General features: G+C 69.5%; 22 protein-coding genes and 2 pseudogenes. 16 read left to right on the top strand and 8 right to left on the bottom strand.

The genetic code is table 11. The annotated features are described in order from the left end of the window. Positions 1–6: 6 nt before the first annotated feature. The 5 genes from PYS65_RS19355 to pstB all read left to right on the top strand — a co-directional run bounded on the left by PYS65_RS19355 (position 7) and on the right by pstB (position 5,019). Positions 7–495, top strand: coding sequence for an NUDIX hydrolase (locus tag PYS65_RS19355; protein ID WP_279335179.1), 489 nt, complete (start codon positions 7–9; stop codon positions 493–495). Between the two features lie 410 nt (positions 496–905). Further along, complete coding sequence (gene pstS / locus PYS65_RS19350) at positions 906–2,039, top strand: phosphate ABC transporter substrate-binding protein PstS (RefSeq protein WP_279335178.1); 1,134 nt, start codon at positions 906–908, stop codon at positions 2,037–2,039. A 106-nt stretch (positions 2,040–2,145) separates the two neighbouring features. Further along, positions 2,146–3,144 carry a phosphate ABC transporter permease subunit PstC gene (gene pstC, locus PYS65_RS19345; protein WP_279335177.1) on the top strand — a complete coding sequence of 333 codons (999 nt, stop codon included), beginning with the start codon at positions 2,146–2,148 and terminating at the stop codon, positions 3,142–3,144. Beyond that, positions 3,141–4,199 (top strand): phosphate ABC transporter permease PstA, encoded by a 1,059-nt coding sequence (gene pstA, locus PYS65_RS19340; RefSeq protein ID WP_279335176.1) that lies wholly within the window; start codon positions 3,141–3,143, stop codon positions 4,197–4,199. The genes pstC and pstA overlap by 4 nt, the downstream gene beginning before the upstream one ends. A gap of 43 nt (positions 4,200–4,242) precedes the next feature. After that, the gene (gene pstB / locus PYS65_RS19335) at positions 4,243–5,019 is read left to right on the top strand and encodes a phosphate ABC transporter ATP-binding protein PstB (RefSeq protein WP_279335175.1); all 777 of its coding nucleotides are present in this window, start codon (positions 4,243–4,245) and stop codon (positions 5,017–5,019) included. A 96-nt stretch (positions 5,020–5,115) separates the two neighbouring features. On the opposite strand, the gene PYS65_RS19330 is transcribed toward pstB, so the two are convergent. Beyond that, a complete protein-coding gene (locus tag PYS65_RS19330) occupies positions 5,116–6,117 on the bottom strand; it encodes an inorganic phosphate transporter (protein ID WP_279335174.1) in 1,002 nt (333 codons plus the stop codon). An 8-nt stretch (positions 6,118–6,125) separates the two neighbouring features. Next, positions 6,126–6,746: a DUF47 domain-containing protein gene (locus PYS65_RS19325; RefSeq protein ID WP_279335173.1), complete on the bottom strand. Its 621-nt coding sequence runs from the start codon at positions 6,744–6,746 to the stop codon at positions 6,126–6,128. Positions 6,747–6,988: 242 nt separating this feature from the next. Between PYS65_RS19325 and PYS65_RS19320 the strand changes: the two genes are divergently transcribed. After that, the gene (locus PYS65_RS19320) at positions 6,989–7,465 is read left to right on the top strand and encodes a metal-sensitive transcriptional regulator (RefSeq protein WP_279335172.1); all 477 of its coding nucleotides are present in this window, start codon (positions 6,989–6,991) and stop codon (positions 7,463–7,465) included. Here PYS65_RS19320 and PYS65_RS19315 read toward each other — a convergent pair. From PYS65_RS19315 to PYS65_RS19295, 5 genes are all read right to left on the bottom strand, one after another. Beyond that, positions 7,454–7,669 carry a hypothetical protein gene (locus tag PYS65_RS19315; protein WP_341483691.1) on the bottom strand — a complete coding sequence of 72 codons (216 nt, stop codon included), beginning with the start codon at positions 7,667–7,669 and terminating at the stop codon, positions 7,454–7,456. The two genes, PYS65_RS19320 and PYS65_RS19315, sit on opposite strands and share 12 nt — an antisense overlap. A gap of 81 nt (positions 7,670–7,750) precedes the next feature. After that, the gene (locus PYS65_RS19310; protein ID WP_279335171.1) at positions 7,751–8,605 is read right to left on the bottom strand and encodes an SCO4651 family lipoprotein; all 855 of its coding nucleotides are present in this window, start codon (positions 8,603–8,605) and stop codon (positions 7,751–7,753) included. Between the two features lie 339 nt (positions 8,606–8,944). Beyond that, positions 8,945–9,637, bottom strand: a complete 693-nt coding sequence (locus PYS65_RS19305; RefSeq protein ID WP_279335170.1) for a phosphatase PAP2 family protein — start codon at positions 9,635–9,637, stop codon at positions 8,945–8,947. A 212-nt stretch (positions 9,638–9,849) separates the two neighbouring features. Continuing rightward, entirely contained in the window at positions 9,850–10,860 is a 1,011-nt protein-coding gene (locus PYS65_RS19300; RefSeq protein ID WP_279338002.1) for a C40 family peptidase, read from the bottom strand. A 129-nt stretch (positions 10,861–10,989) separates the two neighbouring features. Next, complete coding sequence (locus PYS65_RS19295) at positions 10,990–11,397, bottom strand: ATP-binding protein (protein ID WP_279335169.1); 408 nt, start codon at positions 11,395–11,397, stop codon at positions 10,990–10,992. 203 nt (positions 11,398–11,600) lie between these two features. Here PYS65_RS19295 and PYS65_RS19290 point away from each other — a divergent pair, with 203 nt between their 5' ends. The 8 genes and pseudogenes from PYS65_RS19290 to PYS65_RS19255 all read left to right on the top strand — a co-directional run bounded on the left by PYS65_RS19290 (position 11,601) and on the right by PYS65_RS19255 (position 20,229). Next, complete coding sequence (locus PYS65_RS19290; protein WP_279335168.1) at positions 11,601–12,452, top strand: helix-turn-helix domain-containing protein; 852 nt, start codon at positions 11,601–11,603, stop codon at positions 12,450–12,452. Between the two features lie 15 nt (positions 12,453–12,467). After that, positions 12,468–12,824 (top strand): DUF397 domain-containing protein, encoded by a 357-nt coding sequence (locus PYS65_RS19285; RefSeq protein ID WP_279335167.1) that lies wholly within the window; start codon positions 12,468–12,470, stop codon positions 12,822–12,824. A gap of 208 nt (positions 12,825–13,032) precedes the next feature. Next, the gene (locus PYS65_RS19280; RefSeq protein ID WP_042174769.1) at positions 13,033–13,341 is read left to right on the top strand and encodes a hypothetical protein; all 309 of its coding nucleotides are present in this window, start codon (positions 13,033–13,035) and stop codon (positions 13,339–13,341) included. A 200-nt stretch (positions 13,342–13,541) separates the two neighbouring features. Then, positions 13,542–14,369 (top strand): DUF8175 domain-containg protein, encoded by an 828-nt coding sequence (locus PYS65_RS19275; protein ID WP_279335166.1) that lies wholly within the window; start codon positions 13,542–13,544, stop codon positions 14,367–14,369. Continuing rightward, positions 14,359–15,711 (top strand): hypothetical protein, encoded by a 1,353-nt coding sequence (locus PYS65_RS19270; protein WP_279335165.1) that lies wholly within the window; start codon positions 14,359–14,361, stop codon positions 15,709–15,711. Before PYS65_RS19275 ends, PYS65_RS19270 begins: the two co-directional genes overlap by 11 nt. Next, entirely contained in the window at positions 15,708–17,267 is a 1,560-nt protein-coding gene (locus tag PYS65_RS19265) for an SCO6880 family protein (RefSeq protein ID WP_279335164.1), read from the top strand. The genes PYS65_RS19270 and PYS65_RS19265 overlap by 4 nt, the downstream gene beginning before the upstream one ends. A 12-nt stretch (positions 17,268–17,279) precedes the next feature. Continuing rightward, positions 17,280–18,689 carry an ATP-binding protein gene (locus PYS65_RS19260; RefSeq protein WP_279335163.1) on the top strand — a complete coding sequence of 470 codons (1,410 nt, stop codon included), beginning with the start codon at positions 17,280–17,282 and terminating at the stop codon, positions 18,687–18,689. Between the two features lie 48 nt (positions 18,690–18,737). Continuing rightward, positions 18,738–20,229 (top strand): annotated as a pseudogene (locus PYS65_RS19255) (type VI secretion protein). 10 nt (positions 20,230–20,239) lie between these two features. Here the strand turns inward: PYS65_RS19255 and PYS65_RS19250 are convergent. Continuing rightward, positions 20,240–20,824 carry a GNAT family N-acetyltransferase gene (locus tag PYS65_RS19250; protein WP_279335162.1) on the bottom strand — a complete coding sequence of 195 codons (585 nt, stop codon included), beginning with the start codon at positions 20,822–20,824 and terminating at the stop codon, positions 20,240–20,242. 94 nt (positions 20,825–20,918) lie between these two features. Between PYS65_RS19250 and PYS65_RS19245 the strand changes: the two are divergent. Both PYS65_RS19245 and PYS65_RS19240 read left to right on the top strand, forming a co-directional pair. Beyond that, positions 20,919–21,131, top strand: a pseudogene (locus PYS65_RS19245) (ATP-binding cassette domain-containing protein); the annotation flags it as partial. 14 nt (positions 21,132–21,145) lie between these two features. Further along, positions 21,146–21,355, top strand: a complete 210-nt coding sequence (locus PYS65_RS19240) for a hypothetical protein (protein ID WP_279335161.1) — start codon at positions 21,146–21,148, stop codon at positions 21,353–21,355. Positions 21,356–21,399: the final 44 nt, after the last annotated feature.

Here is a 21,399-nt window from a genome sequence, read left to right as displayed (position 1 = left end):
CACCCGGTGAGCCCGTCCGACAGCTCCAGCCGGCCCGCGGACCCGGACCCGGAGCCGACCCCGGTCCCGGCCCCGGCCGCCCTCACGCTCACCGTTCAGGCGGCCGGCTGTGTCCTGTGGCGGCACTCCCCGGTAGGGGGGACGCTCGAACTGTGTCTCGTGCACCGTCCCAAGTACGACGACTGGTCCTGGCCCAAGGGCAAGCTGAAGCACGGCGAGGACCCACTCGCCGGAGCGCTGCGCGAGGTCGCGGAGGAGACGGGCCACTGGGCGGTGCCCGCCGTGGAACTCCCGTCGGCGCACTACCTGGCGAACGGCCGGCCGAAGCGGGTCCGGTACTGGGCCGCCGAGGCCGTCGGCGGCACGTTCACCCCCAACGACGAGGTGGACCGCATCCTCTGGCTCCCCCCGCACAGGGCCCGCCGCCGGCTCACCGAGCCGAGGGACGCGGACCTGGTGGACGCCCTGCTCGCCACCTTCCGCCCGGCCCGCTAGCACCCGCCCGCCCCTGCGGCAGCCCCTCCGTCACCACGCACACCACCCGCACCACGCATGCCGCCCGCACCACCCGCACCACCCGCACCACCTCCAGGCAACGCGCAAACAGCCATCCGGAAACGCCCGGACGACACCCCGGCCGCGGTCCTCCGTCGTACGGGAGTGCCCCGTTCCGGCCCGGTATCCCCCCGTGTCCTTGGCGTAAGCGTTCCGTGACCTCACCACACCGTCCTCAGGGGTTCACCTCTCGTTCATTTACGCCCATCGGCGACGTCACCTCTTCTGCCTAATTTCGGCCTTACGCGATGCGAACCGCCCGCCGATCGGGCGCCGGCATCGCCCAGACTTCTGACTTCAGACTTCGCACGCCGCCGCACTCAGGCCGGCGGCACCTGGAAGGAACTCAAGTGAAGCTTCAGCGCAAGAACCGGCGAGCCCTCGCTCTCGGCGCTCTCGCCGTCTCCGGCGCCCTGGCCCTCACGGCGTGCGGGTCGGACGACACCAGCGGCGGCAACGGCGGCAGCGGTGACTCCTCCGCCAGCGCGCAGACCGGCAACATCCAGTGCGACGACGCCAAGGGTCAGCTTCAGGCCTCCGGCTCCTCCGCGCAGAAGAACGCGATCGACGCCTGGGTCAAGAACTACACGGCCGCCTGCAAGGACGTGCAGGTCAACTACCGTCCTGACGGTTCCGGCGCCGGCATCACCGCCTTCCTCCAGGGTCAGACCGCGTTCGCCGGCTCCGACTCGGCGCTCAAGCCGGAGGAGATCGAGGACTCCAAGAAGATCTGCACCGACGGTCAGGCCATCGACCTGCCGATGGTCGGCGGCCCGATCGCGATCGGCTACAACGTCCCGGGCGTCGACGAGCTCGTCCTGGACGCCGCGACCATCTCGGCGATCTTCGACAGCAAGATCAGCAACTGGAACGACGAGAAGATCTCGAAGCTCAACCCCGACGCGAAGCTCCCCGACCTGAAGATCCAGGCCTTCCACCGCTCCGACGAGTCCGGCACCACGGACAACTTCACCAAGTACCTGAAGGCCGCCGCGCCGAAGGCCTGGCCCTACGAGCCGGGCAAGTCGTGGGAGGCCAAGGGCGGCCAGTCCGCCCAGGGCTCCTCCGGTGTGGCGCAGCAGGTGAAGCAGGTCGAGGGTGCGATCTCGTACTTCGAGCTCTCCTACGCCAAGGAGGGCATCAAGACCGTCGACGTGAAGACCGAGGCCGCCGAGCCGGTCAAGGCCACGATCGAGAACGCCACGGCCGCCATCGGCGCCGCCAAGGTCGTCGGCACCGGCAAGGACCTCGCGCTGGAGCTGGACTACACCCCCGAGGCCGAGGGTGCCTACCCGCTCGTCCTGGTGACCTACGAGATCGCCTGCGACAAGGGCAACAAGGCGGACACCCTGCCCGCCACGAAGTCCTTCCTGAACTACATGGCCTCCGAGGACGGTCAGGCCCTGCTGGCGGACGCCGGCTACGCCCCGATGCCCGAGGAGATCATCACCAAGGTTCGCGACACCATCTCGAGCCTGAGCTGACCCCGAGTGCGGTCCGGCTCCCCACCGGGGGCCGGACCGCACCGTCCGGTGCACCGCCGCCATGGGGCCTCGAACAGTGAGAGGCCCCGCAGACCGGAGAACCCTGATGGACATATCCACAACACAGACCGCCCCACCCCCCGTCCCCCCGCCGGCCGAGCAGAAGCGCGCCGCCCGCGGCGCCACCCGCCCCGGTGACCGGATCTTCCTCGGGCTCTCCCGGGGGTCCGGCATTTTCGTGCTGGTGCTCATGGCCGCGATCGCGGCCTTCCTCACCTACCGCACGGTGATCGCGCTCGGCAGCAACGAGGCCAACTTCTTCACCTCGTTCGAATGGAACCCCAGCGGCAACCCGCCGGAGTTCGGCATCGCGGTACTGGCCTACGGCACCGTCGTGTCGTCGATCATCGCCATGGTCATCGCGGTCCCGGTCTCGGTGGGCATCGCGCTGTTCATCACGCACTACGCCCCGCGCAGGCTCAGCGGCCTCATCGGATACGTGATCGACCTGCTCGCCGCCGTGCCGTCCATCGTCTACGGCCTGTGGGGAGCCCTCGTGCTGGTACCGCACCTGGGCGGTCTCTACGGCTGGCTGGACGACTACCTCGGCTGGACCGGCCTCTTCGAGTGGAACGGCGGCGTGGCGCGCTCGCTGTTCACGGTGGGCGTCCTGCTCGCCCTGATGATCCTGCCGATCATCACCAGCGTCAGCCGTGAGGTCTTCCGGCAGGCGCCGCAGATGCACCAGGAGGCCGCCCTCGCACTGGGCGCCACCCGCTGGGAGGTCATCCGCATGTCGGTGATCCCCTTCGGCCGTTCCGGCGTGATCTCCGCCTCGATGCTGGGCCTCGGCCGCGCGCTCGGCGAGACGATGGCCGTGGCCATGGTGCTCTCGTCGTCCTTCGACATCAACTTCAGCCTGCTCGACACGGGCGGCGGCACGTTCGCGCAGAACATCGCCAGCAAGTTCAACGAGGCCAACCCGCTGGGCCGGGACGCGCTGATCGCGTCCGGTCTGGTGCTCTTCGTGATCACCCTGGTGGTCAACGGCGGCGCCCGCCTGATCATCGCCCGCCGCAAGGAGTACTCGGGGGCCAACGCATGAGCCACGCAACCATCACCCCCAAGTCCGCGAGCTCCCTGCACGGCGCCCGGCTCCCCAAGTGGTACGCCGCCGCCGTCGCCGCCGGCTCGATCGCGCTGGGCCTCGGCATCAGCACCGTGGCCGGCCTGCACAGCAGCATCCAGTGGGCGCTGATCGCCGCGCTCCTCTTCATCTTCGGCTCCTACGCCCTGTCGGCCGTGGTCGAGGGCAAGCGTCAGGCGAAGGACCGCACCGCGACCAGCCTGGTCTGGGTCTCCTTCATCATCGCCGTCATCCCGCTGGCCTCCCTGATCTGGGAGACGGTCAAGAAGGGCGTGAAGGTCCTCGACGGCTTCTTCCTCACCCACTCCATGGGTGTCGTCGCCGACCAGGAGCCCGGCGGCGGTATCTACCACGCCATCCTCGGCACCCTGGAGCAGGTCGGCATCGCCACCCTGATCTCGGTCCCGCTCGGCATCCTGACCGCGATCTACCTGGTCGAGTACGGGCGGGGCAAGCTCGCCCAGGCCGTCACCTACTTCGTCGACGTCATGACGGGCATCCCGTCGATCGTCGCCGGCCTGTTCATCCTCAGCCTGTGGATCATCATGCTGGACATGGGCTACTCCGGCTTCGCCGGTTCGCTCGCCCTGTGCATCCTGATGATCCCGATCGTCGTCCGGTCCACCGAGGAGATGCTCAAGCTCGTCCCGAACGAGCTGCGCGAGGCCTCCCTGGCGCTCGGCATCCCCAAATGGCGCACCATCCTGAAGGTCGTCCTGCCGACGTCCATCGGCGGGATCGTCAACGGCGTCATGCTGGCCATCGCCCGCATCACCGGTGAGACCGCTCCCGTGCTGCTGCTGGTCTGGGGTACGGCCACCATCAACGCCAACCCCTTCGACGGCCCTCAGGCGTCGCTGCCGATGTACATCTATCTGCAGTACAACAACGGCTCCGAGCCGGCCTACGACCGTGCCTGGGCGGCGGCCCTGACGCTCATCGCGTTCATCATGATCCTCAACCTCGCGGCCCGCGGCATCGCCCGCTGGAAGGCCCCGAAGACCGGTCGCTGACGCGGCCATCAGCGACACGGACCCGAAAGAAGCAGTGATCCACATGGCCAAGCGCATCGACATCAGCGGCCTCAACGCCTACTACGGCTCCTTCCTCGCCATCGAGGACATCTCGATGACCGTCGAGCCCCGCTCCGTGACGGCCTTCATCGGCCCGTCCGGCTGCGGCAAGTCGACCTTCCTCCGCACCCTCAACCGCATGCACGAGGTCACGCCCGGCGGCAGGGTCGAGGGCAAGGTCATGCTCGACGACGAGAACCTCTACGGCGCCGGCATCGACCCGGTCGCCGTGCGGCGCGAGGTCGGCATGGTCTTCCAGCGCCCCAACCCGTTCCCCACCATGTCGGTCTACGAGAACGTGGCGGCCGGCCTGCGCCTGAACGGCAAGTACAAGAAGTCCGAGCTGGACGGCATCGTCGAGAAGTCCCTGAGGGGCGCCAACCTCTGGAACGAGGTCAAGGACCGCCTGAACAAGCCCGGCTCGGGCCTCTCCGGTGGCCAGCAGCAGCGGCTGTGCATCGCCCGCGCGATCGCGGTCGAGCCGAAGGTGCTCCTGATGGACGAGCCCTGCTCCGCCCTGGACCCGATCTCCACCCTCGCCATCGAGGACCTGATCGGTGACCTCAAGGAGCAGTTCACGATCGTCATCGTGACGCACAACATGCAGCAGGCGGCGCGCGTCTCCGACCGCACCGCGTTCTTCAACCTGGCGGCCGTCGGCCAGCCGGGCAAGCTGATCGAGCTCGACGACACGGAGCGCATCTTCTCCAACCCGTCGGTCCAGGCCACGGAGGACTACATCTCCGGCCGCTTCGGCTGATCACAGACCCCTCACGGTGCTGCATGGCGGTGCCACCGTGAGGACGCGAAGGGCCCGCCCCCCGGTAGTGGGGGCGGGCCCGAGCGTTTTCCGGCGCTACCGGAGGGTCACCAGATGGACCAGCCCGTACGAGGCCGCCGCCACCAGCGCCGCCGCGGGCATGGTGATGAACCACCCCAGGATGATGTTCTTGGCGACGCCCCACCGCACCGCGTTGATGCGCTTCGTCGCCCCGACACCCATGATCGCCGACGTGATCACATGCGTGGTGGAGACCGGCACCTTGAACAGGTACGCCGTGGCGAACATGATCGACGCGCCGGTCGCCTCGGCCGCGAACCCCTGCGGCGGGTCCAGCTCGATGATCTTCCGGCCCAGCGTCCGCATGATCCGCCAGCCGCCCGCGTACGTACCGGCCGACAGCATCACCGCACAGGCGATCTTCACCCAGACCGGGATGGGATCGCCGTACTCCTCGACGTCCGCGATGACCAGGGCCATCACCACGATGCCCATCGTCTTCTGCGCGTCCTGGAGACCGTGCCCGAGCGCCATGGCCGCCGCGGAGACCGTCTGCGCGATACGGAAACCGCGCTTGGCCTTGTGCGGGTTGGACCGCCGGAAGATCCACATGATCGCGGTCATGACCAGGTAGCCGACGAGCAGACCGACGATCGGCGACACGAACATCGGGATGACGACGCTGTCCAGCACCCCGTCCCAGTACACGGTCGTCCCGCCGGCCAGCGCCGCCCCCACCATGCCGCCGAACAGGGCGTGCGAGGAGGAGGACGGCAGTCCGAAGTACCAGGTGACGAGGTTCCAGGTGATCGCGCCGACGAGCGCGGCGAACAGGATCCCCATGCCGGTCGCGCCCTCGGGGGTCTGGATCAGCCCCTCACTGACCGTCTTGGCCACCCCGGACCCCAGGAAGGCGCCGGCCATGTTCATGATGGCGGCCATCGCGAGGGCCACCCGCGGGGTGAGCGCACGGGTCGAGACCGAGGTGGCGATGGCGTTCGCCGAGTCGTGGAAGCCGTTCGTATAGGTGAAGAAGAGCGCGACCCCGATGGTCACGACCAGAGCGAAGGTGTCCATGAAGGGGCTCAGGACTCCTTGACGGCGATGGTCTCGACTGTGTTCGCCACGTGCTCGAAAGCGTCGGCCGCCTCCTCCAGGACATCCACGATCTGCTTCAGCTTGAGCACCTCGATGGCGTCGTACTTGCCGCTGAAGAGATGGGCCAGCAGTTTCCGGTGGATCTGGTCGGCCTGGTTCTCCAGGCGGTTGACCTCGATCCAGTACTCGGTGAGGTTGTCCATGGTCCGCAGGTTCGGCATGGCCTCGGCCGTGAGCTCGGCGGCCCGCGCCAGCACCTCGATCTGCTGGTCGACGCCCTTGGGCAGTTCCTCGACGTTGTAGAGGACGACCAGATCGACGGCCTCCTCCATGAAGTCCATGATGTCGTCGAGGGACGAGGCCAGGGAGTAGATGTCCTCGCGGTCGAAGGGCGTGATGAACGAGGAGTTCAGCTGGTGGAAGATCGCGTGCGTGGCGTCGTCACCCGCGTGTTCCGCGGCTCGCATACGCTCTGCGATCTCGACCCGGGCGGGGCCGTCCGCCCCGAGCAGTTCCATCAGGAGTTTCGAGCCCGTGACGATGTTGCCCGCGGAGGCGGCGAACATGTCGTAGAAGCTCGTCTCCCTGGGGGTCAGACGAAAGCGCACGTGGGGTCCTCGTGATGCATCGGTTCGGTGAGGCTGGTGCCGGGCGCACCATCCAGCCACAACTGTCGGGCCGTCCACCAGTGTCACCCATTCGGTCTCGGGCAACAGGCACGGGGGCGGTCCGGGGGCCGCGGCGCGGCTGCTGCCCGTGGACATCAGCCACAGTGCCTATACCCAACAAAGTTCGCTACCATATACCCGCCAGGGGTATATCTCGCCCGCCACCGCACCAGGAGGACGCGATGACGACCACCGGGACCGGCGCCGGCGCGCCCTCCTCCACGGACACCACGGACGTGACGGATGTGACGGACGTGACGGACACCGCCGACGCGACGGTCGCGACGGACACCGCCGACGCGACGGTCGCGACGGACACCACGGACGCGACCGAGGCGGCCGACCCCACGGCCCTCGTCACCGACCACGACCGGGGCATCCACGGCTACCACCACCAGAAGCAGGAACACCTCAAGCGCCTGCGCCGCATCGAGGGCCAGATCCGGGGCCTGCAGCGCATGGTCGACGAGGACGTCTACTGCATCGACATACTCACCCAGGTGTCCGCCTCCACCAAGGCGCTGCAGTCCTTCGCCCTGCAACTGCTGGAGGAGCACCTGCGCCACTGCGTCGCCGACGCGGCCCTCAAGGGCGGCGACGAGATCGACGCCAAGGTGAAGGAAGCGACCCAGGCGATCGCCCGCATGCTACGGACGTGAGCCGCGCGGACCGGCCGGACCGACCCCCGGCTCCGTGCACACCTCGGCCACCTTCAGCACCTTGTCTATGCTCTCCAGGCTGAGCCGGCCCTGGGCGGCGGAGGCGGCGATGATCAGCTCTCCGCACAACTCGATCTCGGCGAGGGCCACATAGTCCCGAACCAACCCACCACCGAGCGGGGCCACACCCGTCACCTCATCCATACCGTCATACGGGCAGAGGCTCCCTAGCGTAGGCAGCACCCCGCGTCCCGCGCATGGCACGTAAGGGCTAGTTCACGCCGGTCATTCCTCGGCGATCCGGCCCGCGTAGATGTCGGCGGGCTCCGGGAGGCGGACGTCGGCGGGGGCGCCGAAGTCGTAGAGGAGGGTGGTGGAGGCGACCGCGACCGGCTCCTCCCGCTCCCCGTTCATGAAGCTGAACCGGTGGCGGACCTTCCGGATGCGCCCCTCGCCGTCCAGGTAGACGTCGAAGGGGACCTCGGCGGTGGCGAAGCCGGTCGCCGCCGCGCCCAGCGGCCCCTTGTTCGCCTCGGAGGCGACGCGCGCGGCCTCGCGCAGGTCCGCTGTGCCCCGGTAGTGCCGCACCTCGGCCCCGGCGAGCTCCATCCTGCCCACGAAGGTCGCGGACCGCGTCCCGCGCAGCAGCTCGGCCGCGGCGAACGGGTCGGTGACGCCACCGGTGACGAGGTTCCCGTCGGACAGCGTCCGGGTGTCCACCCGCACCCACTTGTCGGCGGGCACCCCGGCGCCCCGGTTCTTCATGAACAGCGCGCCCGGAGCGAGCAGCTCGGTGATGGGCCGGCGCACCGACGTACCGGACGGATCCTGCGGCAACAGCACCTTCAGCCGCCCCAGCCGCTTCCGGTAGTCGTACACGCCCTCCCCGCGGATGGTCACCCGGGTACCGCCGGTGGCCATCTCCATCGAGGTGCGCGCCTTGGAGCTGCCCGCCTCCACCAGCGCGTCCGCGGCCTCCCGCACCACCGCCACCGCCGCCGAGCCCCCGGACGAGTCGCCGGTCGCCGCCCCGCTCCTGCCGCCGCACCCCGCGAGACCGCCGAGCAGCAGACAGCCGACAGCCCCGAGGGCCACGACCGCACCACCGGCCCGCCCACGCCGCAGTTCCCGTCCTGCCATGCTCCGCCTACCCCCGCTATGTCCGACACGGGCCGTCTGTCCTCCCGGTTAACGACAGGTGGGGGACCCCGTCACGCAGACACACCCGGAGCGGTACCTTTGTCGCGTGGAACAGCAGGGAGCCCCGGTAAGCCTCCAGGAACACAGGACAACCACCTCCGAGCAGGGGCGCTTCTGCGTCGCCCGCTGCCTCTGCGGCTGGCGCGGCCCCGCGAGGAGAGCCAGAAGCCAGGCCCGTACGGACGCCCAGAAACACTCGGTGGAGTGACCCTGACCGGGGAACCACCCCGGGGCCACTCCACCTCGTGACACACGTCACACATCACACGGGACGGCGGGCTACGCCGCCAGGTCGCGCTCCCCCGGCCCGGACTGCCGGGCCTCTCCGGGGTTCACCCGCGCCCCGGCCCCGTCCCCTTTGATCAGCCACGCCCCCCGCCGCGACTGCTCGATCGCCCGCATCAGCGGGGTCAGCAGCGCCATGGCGGGCGGCGACAGCAGCAGCGCGACGGCCGTGCCGAGCGCGAGTCCGCCCACGACGTCCGTCGGGTAATGCACCCCCATGTAGACCCGGATGAACCCGCCCAGCACCCCGAACACCAGGCCGATGAGCCCGAGCCGCCGATTGGCCAGGAACAGCCCCACCGCCAGCGCCATGCAGAGCGTCGCGTGGTCGCTGACGAACGAGTAGTCGGTCTTGCCGTCGACCAGGACCTCGAGCCCCTCGTGGTCCAGGAAGGGCCGGCGCCGCTCCACGAACTCACGTATCGGCACGTTCACCAGGACCGCGACGCCCGCCGCGAGCGGGGCCCACACCAGGGCGGCCACGGTCGGGGCCGCGTCCTCGCCGCCCCGCTTCCTGACGCCCCACCAGCACCACACCAGCATCCCCAACAAGGCGAACAGCAGGCCGAACTCGCCCACGAACTCCATGAGGTGGTCGAACCACGGCGGTGCGGCCTTCGCCAGGCCGTTGATGTCATAGAGCAGGTCGACGTCGGGGTTCGACCCGGAATCTGCGAGTCCAGCCATGGTGCTGAGGCCCCTTCGTCATCTCTTTCCTCCGGCGCACCGTGCGTACGCCGCTACCCCACCCCCGTGGTGTAGAACCGCTGGCCTGTTCGGCTACGACAACAGGAACGCACGGCCCTGGCCGATACGTTCCGCCCTCTATCGAATGATCACTCAGACGTTATCGAAGAGAGATGCGTCGTCGCAGCTCAGGGGGCTGGTTCAGGCACCGCTCAGACCGTCGTGGGGAGTGCTTTCGCGCCATCTTCGGTGACGCGGGTGGCACCAAAGTAGTCAGGTGTGTCGATCGGGTCGAATCGGATCACGGCACCCGGACGCGGCGCGTCGATCATGTACCCACCGCCGACGTAAATGCCCACATGCCGGATGGCCCGGGAATCGGTGAGATCGTCCGAGAAGAAGACCAGATCGCCGGGGAGCAGTTCGTCCCGCGCGGGGTGCGGTCCCGCGTTGTACTGATCGTTCGCCACCCGCGGGAGCGTGATCCCCACGCTCTCGTACGCGGCCTTGGTCAGCCCCGAGCAGTCGAAGCGTCCTCCCTGGTCAGCGGTGCCGTTACCGCCCCAGAGGTAGAGCGTGCCGAGCTTCTTCTGCGCGTAGTCGATGGCCCCGGCGGCCTGCCTGGAGGGGTCGACCCGGCCGACCGGCGCGGCGAAGCTCTCCTCCAGCGAGAGGATGCGCTTGACGTAGTTCTGCGTCTCCTTGTACGGCGGCACACCGCTGTACTTGATGACCGCGTACGCCCCGGCGTTGTACGAGGCCAGCATGTTTTCGGTCAGATTCCCCGGCACGTCCTTCACATAGCCCGCGAGGGCGCAGTCGTACGTCGCCGCCGAGGGAATCGCGTCGTTCGGGTCCCATACGTCCCGGTCGCCGTCGCCGTCCCCGTCGACACCGTGGGTGGCCCAGGTGCCGGGGATGAACTGGGCGATGCCCTGCGCCGCCGCGTGGCTCTGCGCCCTCGGGTTGAACCCGCTCTCCTGGTACAACTGCGCGGCGAGCAGCGCCGGGTTGATGGCCGGGCAGAGATTGCCCCACTTCTGCACGAGGGCCTGGTACGCGGCCGGCACGGTCCCCTTCGCCAGCGTCTTGGCGGCACTTCCGCCGGCCCCGCCCGCGAGGTTCCCCGCGACGACGAAGACGCCGACGGCGAGCACCATGACGAAGGCGAGCGCGGAACCCACAGCGACGCCTGCCGCGATCCAGGCCTTACGCACCGTCAACCGCCCCTCGCCGTCCCGGAGTCCGCTGCCCACGTCAGCGTCACGTCAGCATAGAGGCGCCCGCCCCTCTCCGGGGTGATCACGGGAGGGACGGGAACACCTGTGCCGCGTGGGACAGGACGCACGGCATCAGCCGCACTCCGCCCACAGGACCTTCCCCCCGGTCAGCGCCCCCACACCCCACGAGGACGCGCAGGCCCGCACCAGCGGCAGCCCCCGCCCGTTCTCCGCCTCGTCCGGCGGCACGTCGAGCGGTGCCCCCTCACCGAACCCGGGAGGCACCCGCGGGTCGGTGTCCCACACCCCGATCCGCAGCCGCCCGTCCTCGGCGGCGCGCAGCCGCAGGGCGTAGGGGCCGGTGGTGTGCACATGGGCGTTGGCGAGGAGTTCGGCGGCCACCAGCTCCGCGGTGGGCACGAGCTCGGCGAGGCCGTGCGCCCCCAGCACGGTCCGCAGGGTGACCCGCGCGATGCGCGGAGCACGGGGGTCGTGCGGGAGTTGAAGAACGTACGACCAGGGCGGGTTTACGGTGGGCATGGAAGTCTCCGATCACCGTGGGAAGTTGGAGGATTGCGTACGGTTGCTCCCCAGTGGCATGCCGATCCGTCGACCAGTGCACTTCTGGGGTGGGGCGCCACGAAGGAAGCTAGCAGTCAGGGACTATTTTCTTCGTCCCGATCGGAGCTATAACTACTCTTTCCACCTGTGTGGGTGACGAGTGGTACGGAGGAGCGACGGGCATGCCCGCGAGAACCAACCCCACTGCCCGGCAGCGCCGCTTCGGTGTTGAGCTGCGCAAACTGCGCGAGCGCGCCGGCCTGACCTCGACGGAGGCCGCACAACTCCTAGGGACCAAGCAAGCCCAGGTCAGCAACATGGAGTCAGGACGACAGCCAGTCAGCGCCGATCGCGTGCGCACTCTGGCCTGCCAATACGACTGCCCCGACAAGGACCTCGTCGAAGGGCTCGCCGCGATGACCGGCGAGCGCCGACGCGGCTGGTGGGAGGAGTACCGGGACATCCTGCCGTCGGGTCTGCTGGATCTGGCCGAGCTGGAACACCACGGCACCGCCCTGCGCACTGCCCACACCTCCGGCATTCCGGGCCTCTTGCAGACGATGGACCACGCCCGCGAGGTGTTCCTCCAGGTCGTCCCCGACCTGTCACCCCCTGATGTGGAACACCGGACCTCGTTCCGCATCAAGCGCCAAGCCGTCATCTTCCGCCAGCAGCCGGTCCCCTACCAGGCGATCATTCACGAGGCGGCCCTGCAGATGAGGTTCGGCGGGCGGGATGTGGCCAAGCGGCAGCTCAAGCACCTGCTCAAGATGAGCGAGCACCCCAACATCTCGATCCACGTCATCCCCTTCGACGCGGGCGGCTTTCCCGGAGCCGGACAGCCGATCTACTACGTGCACGGCCCCGTGCCGCCGCTCGACACCGTCCAACTCGACCAGTCCCACGGCATCGCCCTGTTGGATGCCGACGCCCAGCTGGAGAAGTACCGCAAGGTCCTCGATCGTCTGCTGGCCCTCAGCCTGATCGAGATCGAGTCCCGGGCCCTCATCCACCGCATCATCCAGTCCATCTGAGAGGCAGTCACTCCCATGCCCCACTGGCAGAAGTCCTCGTACTGCGGCGAAGGCGAATCCTGCATACACGTCGCAGCCACCACCGCTCCCCGGGCGGCCATCCACATGACCGAGTCCGCCGATCCCAGCGGAGCGATACTCACCGCCACGCCGGACGACTTCCTGAGGCTCCTTCAGGTGCTCAAGGGGGAACGGGAGGTGACCGCCCACCGGCCCACCGCCATCGACGTGACCGTCGACGACGACCTCACCGTCCGCATCCACGCCGACGCGACCCCCGGGACCACCGTCACCACGGACCGACACCGGTGGGACACCTTCGTCCTCGGCGTACGCGCGGGTGAGTTCGACCATTTCGTGGCCCAACCGTGATACACAGAGTGACGATACGACTCATCACTCATCGGCTCGCTCCCCTCCCGGGGACCGGCGCGCGCCGGTGAGAAGCTTTCTTCATACGAAACCCGCCAACTAATGACGCCGAGTCGACGTCCGACGGCGTCATCGTCGGCGACAATGAGGCCTGACCTCTGCATGCCCGCAGAGGGCACGGAACGACCCGACAGGGGCGGTGACTTACATGTTCTTTGCGGCCGACGAGGGAGACATCAACACCATCATCGGCGGGATCGCTCCCGACTGGGGCCCCTTCGGCAGCTTGGGCAACGAGGCCAAGGTCATGATCGAAGTGGTCATGGCGCTCGCCATCCTGATCTGCCTGGGCATCGCCATCTGGGGAGCGGCGAAGCAGCGCATCGGCGCGACGGCGCTGCGCGACACCTTCAGCGCGGAGCAGGGCAAGGGCCTGATCATCGCGGGCCTGACAGGGGTCTTCATCATCGGCTCTCTGGGCACGGTGTTCACCATCGTGTACGGAATGGCCGTGTAGGGGACCCCCATGCCTCCGACCGGGCCCGTCCGGCCTCTCCTTCCACCCCACCCGCCCGTCGCGCCCACCGGCTGAGGTTGCGTTTCCCTGATGTCGACTCATAACACCGCGCCCGCGCGGGGACCAGCACGGCTACCGTCGTACAAGGAGTACGCGGAGTACGAGGTGTTTCCGCACGACGCTGAGGGGGCGTACGCGGCATGAGTCTCGGAGACGAACACGGGAGCTCCGGCGGGTACGGCGGTACGGGCCAGACCCACACCCGCCTGCCGGAGGCGGACGTCAGCCCGTACGCCGGTGGGCGCAGAGGTGGCCGTACGTCGTCGCGCAGCCTGGTCACGGTGGTCGGCGTGGTGGTGCTCCTGATCGCCGCGATCGCCTTCGCGAACCGTGGAGGAGACGATTTGCCATCGGACGAGACCGACGACTCCCCGAAGGCGGCCGCGACGGCCCCCTCCGGGGAGAAGCCGGTCCAGTCGAAAACGGCAGGCATCCCCTCAGGCTTCGCCCACAACCGCCAGGGCGCGGAGAGCGCGGCGGCGAACTACGCGGTGACGCTGGTTTCGGCCGACATCCTCAAGCCCGCTCAGCGGAGCAGGATCGTCCAGCAGCTCTTCGTCGCCGACAAACAGGCCTCCCTGGAGGACCGGTTCAACAAGGCGTACAGCAAGGAGTTCCTGAGCAACATCGGTCTCGACGAGAAGGGCGAAGCGGCCCCGGGCAGCACCTACGTCTCGCGCACCATGCCGGTCGGAACGAAGGTCACGAACTACTCGGACGCAGCCACCGCCGTCGAGGTCTGGTGCTCCGGCGTGTTCGGCACCACCGGTGAGAGCACGACCAACCCGGTCACCAGCGACTGGTTCACCATGACCCTCCAGTTGCACTGGGCGGATGGCGACTGGAAGATCGACAGCTTCTCTCAGAAGGACGGCCCCGCGCCCGTTCCGGGAGACGACAAGGCGTCCACCGCCGAGGAGATGGCCAAAGCCGTCAAGGAGTACGGAGGCTTCACCTATGCCCGGTAGCCAACGCCGCGTACTCAAAGTCGCCGCCATCGTCACAGCCGCTCAAGCCGCAGTCCTGCTGCTGGCCACCCGGGCCGTCGCGGCCCCCACTCCGTCACCGACCCCGTCGGACAACAACTGCGACCTCATCGTCGGGCCTGCCAAGGACTACTGCGAACGCGGCGAGGGCGGAGGATCCGGCGGGTCCAGCGGAGCCGGCAGCCTCAGCGACCCCACCACCGCCCTCGACCCCCTCGCCGCCCTGGCAAGGGGCTGCGCCGACGCCGCCTCCTGGACCATCAAGAAGCTCAGCGACGCCGTCGACGAGACGGCCGCCGTGGACTTCACCAACCCGACGTTCCGCCAGCAGTACGCCGTCGTCTTCGCCGCCTCGACGATCCTGACGCTCCTGCTGTGGCTGCTGGCCGTCGCCAAGCGGGCCGTACGAGGCGTCCCCCTCACGACCGCCCTCTCGGAGGCCATCGGCTTCCTCTGGCTCACGGTGCTGGCCTCGGCGTTCACCCCGCTGATCCTCTACACCGTCGTGTCGGCCACGGACAGCGTGACCGACGTCCTGGCGACGGCGACGGGCAACCAGACGGACACGTTCTTCGGCACGTTCGCGGGCGCCCTGGAGAAGGGCGAGGACATCGGCGGCGGCCCGATCATGCTGATCATCGTCTCGCTGGTGTCGATCCTCGCGGCCGGCGTCCTGTGGCTGGAGCTGGTCATCCGCGCGGCCCTGCTCTACGTGGGCGCGCTGCTCGGCACCGTCGTGTACGCGGGGCTGGTCGACAAGAACCTGTGGGGGCACGTCCGGCGCTGGGCGGGCATCATGATCGCGGTGATCCTGGTGAAACCGGTCATCGTCATCGTGCTGGGCCTGGCGGGCGCGCTGTCCTCCGACGACGGGCCCAACGCGTTCTCCGCCGTGGTGTCGGGTCTGGCGATCATCCTGCTGGCCATCTTCGCCAGCGCGATGATCTACCGCTTCGTGCCGGGCTTCGGCGACGAGATCGCCAACTCCCGCAACAACCGCATCATGCAGGGCGCCGAGAGCAAGGCCGCCGCGGTCATGAGCTCCCCCGCGACCATGGTCGCGCAGGGCATCAAGACCCACAGCACCCGCGCCGACAGCCACGGGGGCGGCCAGTCCTCGTCGTCCGGCGGCGCGCGCCCCTCCAACCCCGCCTCCGGCGGAGTCGCCGCGCACAGCTCGCGCCCCTCGAACGGTGGCAGCGGATCTGTCCCCTCCGCCGCACCTGCCGCACCCGCACCCCGCTCGGGCAGCCCGGTGGCCACACCGCACGCCGGCCGGAGCAACAGCAGCAGTACCAACAGCACGGGAGGTGAAGGGCGTTGACGACCGATTCCCACCTGTCCCATCCGGTCACGCCCCGCCGTACGTATCTGATCGGCCGGGCCCGGCCGAACGCGATCGTCGGCCGCAATCGGGAGACCGGGGAGATCGCGCTGATCGTCCTGGGCGCGTTCTTCGGCATGATGGCCGGTCTCCTCGTCCCCGTGCTGTCCCTGCGGATCGTGCTGCTCGCGGGCCTCCCGATGATCGCGCTGGCCGCCGTGTACGTGCCGTACCGGGGCCGCACGTTCTACAAGTGGTTCGAGATCAACCGGAGCTACCGGCGGAGCGTGCGCCAGGGCACGACGTACCGCTCGGGTGTCGTGGAAGCGGGCACCCGGCTGGACGGCCGGGAGGTCGAGGTCGGGCCGCCGCCCGGGATCGGGCGGATCACCTGGCTCGCCGCCCCCTTCGGGCCCGACGAGATCGCCGTACAGCTGCACGCGGACCGCAAGACGGTCACCGCGGCCATCGAGATCGAGGGCCCCGGCGTGGGGCTGCGCGACTCCGAGGACCAGGAGGCGCTCGTCGACCGCTTCGGCACGCTGCTCAAGCACGTGGCGAACGGCGACGGCTTCGTGACCCGCATCCAGATGCTCGCCCGCACCCTGCCCGCCGACCCCGACGCGCACGCCAAGGACGTCTCCCTGCGCGGGGACGAGAAGGCACCCCCGTGGCTCCAGCAGTCGTACGACCAGCTGCAGTCGATGGTGTCGACCAGCAGCGAACAGCACCGCGCCTATCTCGTCGCCTGCATGCACTACACGCGTGATCTGGCCTCCGAGGCCAACGCGATGGCCCGCGCGATGCGCACCCAGAGCCGCCGCAAGGTGGACCGGGACGCCGGGCTGGCCGTCGTCATGGCCCGTGAGCTGACCGACATCTGCTCCCGGCTCCAGGAGGCCGACATCCGCGTACGGCAGCCGCTCGGCCAGAGCAGGCTGTCCTCGCTGATCCACTCCATGTACGACCCGGACCACCCCATCGACCACATCCAGGCGATGACCAAGCGCAACGCCTGGCCGGCCGAGCTGGACGCCATGGAGCCCACCTACCTCCAGGCCAAGACCCGCGAGTCCTCCACCCGCGCCCCCTGGTGCCACGCCACGGCCTGGATCAAGGAGTGGCCGATGACCCCGGTGGGCGTCAACTTCCTCGCGCCGCTCCTCGTCCACACCCCGGACGTGATCCGTACCGTCGCCGTCACGATGGACCTGGAACCCACCGAGGTCGCCATCGAGCGCATGCTGACGGAGAAGACCAACGACGAGGCCGACGCGTCCCGCGCCGCGAAGATGAACCGCACGGTCGACCCGCGCGACATCGCCGCGCACGGCCGGCTCGACCAGCGCGGCGAGGACCTCGCCAGCGGCGCGGCCGGCGTCAACCTCGTCGGCTACATCACCGTCTCCTCCCGCAATCCCGAGGCGCTGGCCCGCGACAAGCGGACCATCCGGGCCTCGGCCGGAAAGTCGTACCTGAAGCTGGAGTGGTGCGACCGCGAGCACCACCGCGCCTTCGTGAACACACTCCCGTTCGCCACCGGCATTCGAAGGTAGGGGCTGAGTCCGATGCGGGATCCGCTGTCCGTCGTCACCGACGCCTTCACGTCCTTCCTGTTCGGGAAGGTCGAGACGACACGGCTGCCGGTGCGCACGTCCACCGGCCAGGCGCAGGCCGTCTACCTGCCGACGGCCGCCCCCGGCCTCGGCGACTCCGGCGTCATCATCGGCCGCGAGGTCTACTCCGGCAAGGGCTACATCTACGACCCGTTCCAGCTCTACGGCCAGCAGCTGCCCGCGCCGCACTGGCTGGTCCTCGGCGAGTCCGGCAACGGCAAGTCGGCCCTGGAGAAGACGTACGTCCTGCGCCAGCTGCGCTTCCGCGACCGCCAGGTCGTCGTCCTGGACGCCCAGGGCGAGGACGGGGTCGGCGAGTGGAACCTCATCGCGCAGGAACTGGGCATCACCCCCATCCGGCTGGACCCGACGGCCGCCCTGAACCACGGCATCCGGCTCAACCCGCTCGACCCGACCATCACCACGACGGGCCAGCTCGCGCTGCTGCGCACCATCATCGAGGTCGCGATGGGCCGCGGCCTCGACGAGCGCTCCGGCTTCGCGCTCAAGGTCGCGCACGCCTACGTCACCGAGAGCATCGTCGAACGCCAGCCGGTCCTCACCGACATCGTCGAGCGGCTGCGCCACCCCGAACCGGAGTCGGCGGAGGCGATGAACGTGGCCATAGACGACGTACGGGCCTGGGGCCTGGACGTCGCCCTGGTCCTCGACCGGCTCGTCGACGGTGACCTGCGCGGCATGTTCGACGGCCCGACGACGGTCGGCATCGACCTGGACGCGCCGCTGATCGTCTTCGACCTGTCTCACATCGACCGCAACTCCATCGCCATGCCGATCCTGATGGCGATCGTCGGCGTCTGGCTGGAGCACACCTGGATCCGCCCCGACCGGAAGAAGCGCATCTTCCTGGTCGAGGAGGCCTGGCACATCATCAACAGCCCGTTCGTCGCCCAGCTGTTCCAGCGGCTGCTGAAGTTCGGCCGCCGGCTCGGCCTGTCCTTCGTCGCGGTCGTCCACCACCTGTCCGACGTGGTGGACGGGGCGGCGGCCAAGGAGGCGGCGGCCATCCTGAAGATGGCGTCGACCCGGACCATCTACGCCCAGAAGGCCGACGAGGCACGGGCGACGGGCAGAGTGCTGGGCCTGCCCCGGTGGGCGGTGGAGATCATCCCCTCGCTCACCCCGGGCATCGCGGTCTGGGACGTCAACGGCAATGTGCAGGTGGTCAAACACCTGATCACCGAGACCGAGCGCCCGCTGGTCTTCACCGACCGCGCGATGACCGAGTCCTCCGCCGACCTGCCCCACGACGCCCTGCTCGCCGCCGAACTGGAGGCGGAGGAGCGGGCCGCGGCCTTCGTGGAACAGCACGTCGGCGACTCCCGGTCGACGGTGGCGTAAGGGCGTCAGGGCTTCGGAACTTCGGGGCGACAGGGAAAGGCACCACGCATGAGACCTGACGGCCACGGCAACGGCCACGGACGGAACGGCCAGGGCGGCATCCCGGACGGACTGCTGGTCGGACTGCTCGCGTTCCTGCTCGGCATCACCCTGCTGGTCTGGACGGCCACCGGCCTCGCGGGCCTCGTCGCCCGCGGCTCCTGGCCGTCCGGCGTCACCTTCACCCGCACCCCGGCCGCCATACGGCACCTCGTCGCCGAGCCCCACGACATCCCGAGCGCCTGGCCGGACGCCCCCGCCTCCACCCTCTCGGGGTACGGGCTGTTCTGGGGCCTGTTCATCGGCCAGCTGATGCTGCTGCTCGTCCTCACCCTCTTCGTCCTGGGCACGGTGACCCGCTGGCGGGCGGTACGGGCCCGGCGGAAGGCGGAGCGGGCCACGGCGGGCGCGACCGCGGCGCCGGAACCAAAACCTGAACCGATCCGGCACGAGGTACCGACACCGAGAGCAGCACCCGAGCCCGCACGGGAACGGGAAACAGTGCCACCACAGGAAGCCACCCCCTCAGCGGACCCGGCAGGCCCAGCGCACTCGGCAGCACCTCCGGCGCTCTCGACCCACCCGGTGTTCTACGGCTCCCCGGCCACCCGGCACACCATCGCCGCCTCGGCCGTACGGGACGCGGAGGGCCCCGCCCTCGTCGTCACCTCCGACCCCTCCCTCTGGGCGGAGACCAAGGACGCACGGGCGAAGCTCGGCCCCACCCACCTCTACGACCCGACCCACCGCTGCGACACCCCGGCCCGCCTCCACTGGTCCCCCACAGCCGGCTGCGAGGACAAGAAGACGGCCGTCGCCCGCGCCGCCGCCCTGCTGGCCCCGGTCCGCCCCGCCTCCCGGCTCGACCAGGCCGTCAGCGACACCGCCCAGACCCTCCTGCGCAGCTACCTGCACGCCGCCGCCCTCGACGGCCGCACCGTCCGCCACGTCCACCGCTGGGCGCAGGGCACCCAGGTCCAGGACGCGGTCCGCGTGCTGCGGACCCACCCCCAGGCCGCCCCGGGCGCCGCGGGCGAACTCGAGGCCGCCCTCACCGCCTACCCGGAACGCCGGGACATGGCCCAGCAACTGACGACGCGTGCGCTCTCCGCCCTGCTCACGGTCAACATCCGCGAAGCCTGCACTCCGAACCGAACTGATGCCCTCGCCCTGGATTCCTTCGTCCACGAAACGGGCACGCTTTATGTGGTGGGTGAATCCATCGAGGATCCCCGCACCCAGCCAGGTGCGATGCCGTTGCTGACGGCCCTCACCGCAAGCGTGGTCGAGCACGGCCGGCGCATGGCCGAACGGTCATCCTCCGGTCGGCTCGACCCACCATTCACCCTGGTCCTGGACGACGTGGCGGCCGTGGCCCCCCCTCCCCCGGCTCCCGGAGCTCCTGACCACCGGCGCGGACCGGGGCCTGCCCACCCTGGCCCTCCTCCGCTCCCGCGAACAGGCCCGCACCCGCTGGCCCCACGACGAACTGCCGGTGTAGGCACCGCAGGTCACCGCTCGACAACCATCTCCAACTCGTACTCGTCCGGCCTCCCCGCCAACGGCAGGCTCACCCCGCTCTCCACGAAGCCCGCCTTGCGGTAGAAACCGAGGGCACGCACATTGTCCGGGTGCACGATGAGCCGCACCCGCTCCAACCCCACCCCCCACGCCCACTCCAACGCAGCCTCGAACAACGCCTTGGTGAGCCCGTTCCCCCGATACTCGGGCCGTACGAACACCCCGACAAGATGCCCCTGCCGCCGCTCGACGCAAAACCCGGCCAAGTCCTTCGTACCGGGCTCCTCGACCAGCAGGGCGACCGACCCCACCCAGGTACCGTCCGCCGTCTCGGCGATGAACTGCCGCATCCCGTCCGCACCCTCGGCCGCCCGCGCCGTCCGCTCCTGCCAGTACGTGTCGGGCCGCGTCACCGCCGTCTCGTACGTCTCCAGAAAGGCGATGTCCGCGACCGGGTCCCGCAGCGCGATGAGCCGCAACCCCTTCACCGCGGCCCACTCCTCGGCCCGCACCTGCCGGATCACATAGTCCCCGAAAGCGGTGCCGATCCCCGTCCCGGAACGCGTAGTAGTCATACCGGCCACCGTAGTACCGGGGTACCACCGCCCTCACCCGAAATACTGCCCGCGGTCCGACGCCCGCCACCCTCGCGCGGACGAGCATCGAACCATGGTTACGGCACAGGAACTCACCGAACACCACAGCGACCGGACCGTCGTCACCGACCTGTCCTTCACCGTCCGCCCCGGCACCATCACCGGCTTCCTCGGCCCGAACGGCGCCGGCAAGTCCACCACCCTGCGCATGATCCTCGGCCTGGACGCCCCCACCCACGGCCACGCCACCGTCACCGGCCGCTCCCACGCCGCCCACCCGGCGCCTGCATCGGTCTCGTCATGATCGTCCTCGAGGTCCTGCGGATGCTCCCCCGTTCCGTCGTCGAGGACGCCGTCCGCCACTTCCCCGCCAAGGCCCTGGAGTCCCTCACCGCCGCCCAGCACGGCCCGGGTGCGGCGGCTCCTGACGCCGCGCTGCTCGCCCTGACCCTGTGGGCGGCGACCTCCCTCCCGGCAGCGGCAGTGACCCTGCGCCGCCGGGACGTCTGACCGCCGTGGCGCCCACCGTGTTCCGCCCGACGGCCGGACCGGCC

Origin of the sequence: Streptomyces cathayae, from assembly GCF_029760955.1 — a bacterium.
Lineage (GTDB): Bacteria > Actinomycetota > Actinomycetes > Streptomycetales > Streptomycetaceae > Streptomyces > Streptomyces cathayae.
This window is presented reverse-complemented; position numbering and strand designations above follow the sequence as displayed.